The 4,444-nt window shown below is 47.2% G+C and carries 7 protein-coding genes; 4 read left to right on the top strand and 3 right to left on the bottom strand.

What is annotated here, in order from left to right:
- Window positions 1-93: 93 nt before the first annotated feature.
- Complete coding sequence (locus L0156_04640) at window positions 94-300, bottom strand: hypothetical protein (GenBank protein ID MCI0602280.1); 207 nt, start codon at window positions 298-300, stop codon at window positions 94-96.
- A gap of 164 nt (window positions 301-464) precedes the next feature.
- On the opposite strand from L0156_04640, the gene L0156_04635 reads away from it, so the two are divergent.
- The 4 genes from L0156_04635 to L0156_04620 are packed head-to-tail and all read left to right on the top strand — an operon-like array spanning window position 465 to window position 3,210.
- The gene (locus L0156_04635; GenBank protein MCI0602279.1) at window positions 465-1,319 is read left to right on the top strand and encodes a hypothetical protein; all 855 of its coding nucleotides are present in this window, start codon (window positions 465-467) and stop codon (window positions 1,317-1,319) included.
- Between the two features lie 10 nt (window positions 1,320-1,329).
- On the top strand, window positions 1,330-2,424 hold the full coding sequence (locus L0156_04630; protein ID MCI0602278.1) for an SDR family oxidoreductase: 1,095 nt from the start codon (window positions 1,330-1,332) through the stop codon (window positions 2,422-2,424).
- Complete coding sequence (locus L0156_04625; protein ID MCI0602277.1) at window positions 2,417-2,974, top strand: ferritin-like domain-containing protein; 558 nt, start codon at window positions 2,417-2,419, stop codon at window positions 2,972-2,974. The genes L0156_04630 and L0156_04625 overlap by 8 nt, the downstream gene beginning before the upstream one ends.
- A gap of 5 nt (window positions 2,975-2,979) precedes the next feature.
- A complete protein-coding gene (locus L0156_04620) occupies window positions 2,980-3,210 on the top strand; it encodes an acyl carrier protein (GenBank protein MCI0602276.1) in 231 nt (76 codons plus the stop codon).
- A gap of 67 nt (window positions 3,211-3,277) precedes the next feature.
- On the opposite strand, the gene L0156_04615 is transcribed toward L0156_04620, so the two are convergent.
- Window positions 3,278-3,523, bottom strand: coding sequence for a hypothetical protein (locus L0156_04615; GenBank protein ID MCI0602275.1), 246 nt, complete (start codon window positions 3,521-3,523; stop codon window positions 3,278-3,280).
- 141 nt (window positions 3,524-3,664) lie between these two features.
- The coding region (locus L0156_04610) for an amidohydrolase (protein ID MCI0602274.1) at window positions 3,665-4,444 on the bottom strand (780 nt) is incomplete at its 5' end.

Below are 4,444 nucleotides of genomic sequence, written 5' to 3'. Positions count from 1 at the left end.
GGATTGCAAGAACCACTAATGGTTTCCTGTCTGTAGATCTTACTGCTATAAGTGCGTGTTATTAGCTTCGAGAAATTATCAAAAGCTTCAAAGTTAGACACGGATATCGCGTTGCGAGATTTGCAATCCGCCAGTGAATAGATTGATGGATTCTTCCGGAAGAATCCCGTCGTAAGCATGTCCCGGATTATACCCGGGCTTTTCATATTCATGCTTTGGCTCAACGGCAGCGTAGATTGACGAGCAAATGAAGATGAATAGAAGTAAGAGAAATGCAGGCTTTGCTTGCTTTGGATACACGGGGAGTCTCCTTCATTTAGTTTAGAGTCAGATTGTAAAACAACATTGCAGCCTACGATGGCTGCTCTGGATTCCCCGCCGAATCGTCAGTATATAATTTCTTTTTCATTACGTCAATCTTTTGAGTTTAAATCTGCAAACTCTTTCCGACCTATAATAAATGTATGTTCTGGGACATTACTTATTTACCTGGTTTGCGGTGGATGGAAAATGGGCAGAGCCTTCTTAGCGGCTCCGCATTGAAGCTTTATCGTAAACTCGACGCTCTTTTCCTGACTTGGGCTGGAGATTGGAATGCTTTGGAGCATCGCGTTCCTGCTTTTATCCCCGCCGCTGAGATGCAAAAGCTTGATTATTTCCGTTCCTTCCCACATTTAATCACTTTCCCGGTGACGTTGAAACCCGAACAAAATAATCTGCTGGAATTCGCCGGGAGACCACAGGAGAAACATCTACATTTAACTGACACCGCTCCGGTTGAGGACATCTTGACACCGGCAGCGTGCTATCACTTCTACATCCTGCTTCAAGGACAAAGCCTCGACCGGCCACACTATCTCACGACTCGCGCAAACTGTTTTCGAAAGGAGACTCACTATCTTCCATTACAGAGACAATGGAATTTTTCGATGCGGGAAATTGTTTGCCTTGGCAGCAGTGAAGATGTTCAGACATTTCTCAGTAAGATGCGGGAAACTGTCGAGCAGTTTACTGCTTCTATTTCACTGCCGGTCGCATGGGTCGAAGCAACAGATCCTTTTTTCAATCCTTCCTCAAATCCAAAATACTTGTCTCAGATTCTGGACCCTGTGAAAACGGAAATACTTTTCGATAACCGGCTCGCAACTGGATCCATCAATTTTCATCGCAATTTTTTTGGCGAAACTTTCCGGATAAAGTACGAAGGAAAGGAAGCATTTTCCGGGTGCGTTGCCTTCGGAATCGAGCGTTGGATGTATGCGTTTCTCTCGCATTTTGGACCGGACGAAAACTCCTGGCCCACTTTAGTGCCAAAGTGATGAGTGTTGAGTGCTGAGTAAAAGTGTTCTGATTACCGGCGGATATGGCTATCTCGGTCGCCGAATCGCGCGAGAATTTCTCGAAAAATCTGACATCCCTGTACAGCTGTGGATCAAAGCGAAGGACCGTTCCGAATTCAAAGCAAAGGGTCAGGAATTGTGCCACGAACTCTGTGAAACGGGAGGCCGGCTTCGCTTGCACGCCGGCGATCTGTTGTCGGAGGAACCCTTTGCTGAAATCGATTCTGCAGAGATCAGTACGATTCTTCATACAGCAGCCGTTACGCGGTTCAATGTCGATCGTGAAACAGCGCAGCGAGTCAATGTGGAAGGCACTGAAAAGCTTCTTCGCTTTGCGGAGAGTTGTCCAAACCTGAACCAGGTCGTTTTCCTGAGCACCATCTATGCATCCGGTTTGCAGGCCGGGGAAATCACGGAACAGCTGTGGGATGGAGAAGAAGGATTCAGCAACTATTATGAATGGTCCAAATGGAGCTCCGAACAGCTTTTATCGAAACAATACTCGCACCTGCCATCGAAAATATTGCGCGTGGCAACTGTGATTGCCGATTCCACAGAAGGGCAAGTGTTTCAACAAAATGCTTTTCACAATACTCTGAAATTGATTTATTACGGGCTCCTTTCGATTCTCCCGGGGAAACCCCAAACGCCTCTCTATTTCGTCACCGGAGACTTTGTCACGAAGGCAACCTACGAATTGATGCATACTCCTGAACAAGGAACCATCTACCATGTATCGCATACTAAGAATGAGTCCCTTACTTTAAGCGAATTAATCGATTTAATATTCGAAGTGTTTGAACAACAAGAAGATTTTAAGAAACGTCGAATCTTGAAGCCGCTTTACTCGGACAATGAATCTTTCAAGCTGCTGGTGGATGCCGTCCATCAGTTTGCAGGCGGAGTGGTTCATCAGGCGGTTTCCAGTGTGGCCCCCTTTTCCCAACAACTCTATCTTAGTAAGGACGTGCAGAATTCTAATTTACGTTCGGTTTTGCAAACCTACAACGCTCCTGATCCTGCGGAGCTAATCAAGAACACCTGCCGCTATCTTGTTCAAACACGATGGGGAAAAAATGATTGACGACAACGATCTGTGGATTCTGAGCTACTACAGGATTTCGGAGATCAGTGGAGCGCTTTTTTTTGGACGACTCGCACGATCTTTGAAACCCGGGCCGATCCAGCACGACATGACGAAACACTTTTCGGATGAAGCTTTGCACGCATGGTATTGGACCGACTGCATCGAAAGACTCGGGGGAAAACCGCGCAAATTGCTGGAGGCTTATCAAGATCAATATCTGTCCGCGGCCGGAATGCCGGCTAATTTGATGGAAGTGCTTTCCCTTACGCAGGTCTTCGAACGCCGCGTGATCAATCAGTACGCCAGGCACAGTCAAGTGCCGAATCTACAACCAGAAATTCTTGAGACTTTGCAAAAGATCATGGTGGATGAAAGATGGCATATTCAGTGGATTGGTGACGCGCTTCGAGATCTTGTTCCGGAATTTGGAAAAGAGACGATCGAAAAAACCATGAAACGCTACTGGCAGGCGGACCAGGAAGTCTACGAAAAAACCTTGCAGGAACATGAAGACCGGATTGCGCATTTAATCCAGAAAAGGAGCTGACCGCGATGAAGGAGAAAGTGCGCGAGAAAATAGCGGCCTTCCTGAATCAGCCGCTGGCAAATATCGAGGATGAAGCCATCCTGACTTCGCTTGTTCCTGAATCCTTTTTACTTGTGGAACTGGTGATTGAACTTCAAGAAGAATTCGGGGTTCGTTTAATGCAAGACGACTTGAAAAATGTTAGGACGGTAGGAGACTTGGCGGCGGTCGTTGAACAAAATGCAAAAAAAACTTGAACAGAAGAACGCGAAGAACGCAAAGGATTTTTTATCTTTGTTTTCTTTGCGACCTTCTGTTCAAAAACTACGAGATCGCGTATTGTTTGAGTAGATTTTGTTTGATTTGCTCTCCTTCCAGCGCCCTTACACGAATCGGGGCATCACCGGCAGTTAGCCAGATTGCATATCTGGATTGAAAGATCCACGCAGGCAAGTCCTGAAAGTGGTCCGTTCCCATGTCCTCACTATTCCAATCCACTTCCACAAGATAACTGCCATCATCGACAGTGATCACAAAGTCTTTTATTTTGAATTTTTCTTTTCGCGACATTTTGTTTCCTCTTAGATGAAGTTAGAGGAAGACTGTTTCGATGGAATAAAGTGTAAATGAAGAGCAGGTAAATTAGCAAAGTAACGCGGACGTCTCGTCTGCGTAAGCTCGCCGGCGAGACGCCCGCGCCACTTTGTTAACCTACTTCATTAGATTCAAAACTGCGGCGGTCATTGCCTTGACGCCGGTTTTGATCGTTGGCTCGGGAACGGGAGCAAACTGACTGGAATGCAGCGAAGGCAGCTTTTCCCCTGATTGAATTCTTTCCGGCTTTACCGTGCCGAGCCAGAACATGAAACAGGGCACACTTAAATCTTCCTGACTGTAAAAACTGAAATCTTCACTGCCCATTACCGGTATCGTTGGAAGTACGTTTGATTTTCCGAGAGCCGCTTCCAATGCAGGAACAGTTTTGCGAACAAGCCCGGGATTGTTATAGGTCGCCGGTAAATACGCATCCGGATGGAAATCGATAACAGGCTCTCTTCCGGCGGGAACGCCAGCAGCCTGCGCGATTCCTTTTGTGATCCGCTCAATTGCGCTCAATAAAATCGCGCGGACTTCCTTCTTATAGGAACGAACAGTTAACTGCAGTTTTACCTCATCAGGAATGATATTGTGTTTCGTTCCTCCATGGATCGAGCCAACGGTTACAACCGCTGCTTCGCCAGGTGGGACTTCGCGGCTGACAATCGTTTGCAGCGCCATGATCGTTTCTGCTGCGATCACAACCGGATCCTTCGTATCTGCGGGCCAGGCGCCATGACCGCCCACTCCTCGAATCGCGATGTCTACCGTATCCACGCCAGCCAGAGTATAGCCTTCCACCCAGCCAACATTTCCCGCTGCCATGGAGGCGCTGTTGTGAAGCGCCAGCACGTAATCCGGCTTGAGAAATTTTGTGAAGAGGCCATCGCGAAG

This window comes from bacterium (assembly GCA_022616075.1).
In the GTDB taxonomy this organism is placed as follows: Bacteria; Acidobacteriota; HRBIN11; order JAKEFK01; family JAKEFK01; genus JAKEFK01.
This window is presented reverse-complemented; position numbering and strand designations above follow the sequence as displayed.

What these genes read in the sequence shown, in the direction of transcription:
- L0156_04615 (MCI0602275.1), bottom strand. Translation starts at nt 3,523, where the DNA reads ATGTCGCGAAAAGAAAAATTCAAAATAAAAGACTTTGTGATCACTGTC.
- L0156_04635 (MCI0602279.1), top strand. Translation starts at nt 465, where the DNA reads ATGTTCTGGGACATTACTTATTTACCTGGTTTGCGGTGGATGGAAAAT.
- L0156_04625 (MCI0602277.1), top strand. Translation starts at nt 2,417, where the DNA reads ATGATTGACGACAACGATCTGTGGATTCTGAGCTACTACAGGATTTCG.
- L0156_04620 (MCI0602276.1), top strand. Translation starts at nt 2,980, where the DNA reads ATGAAGGAGAAAGTGCGCGAGAAAATAGCGGCCTTCCTGAATCAGCCG.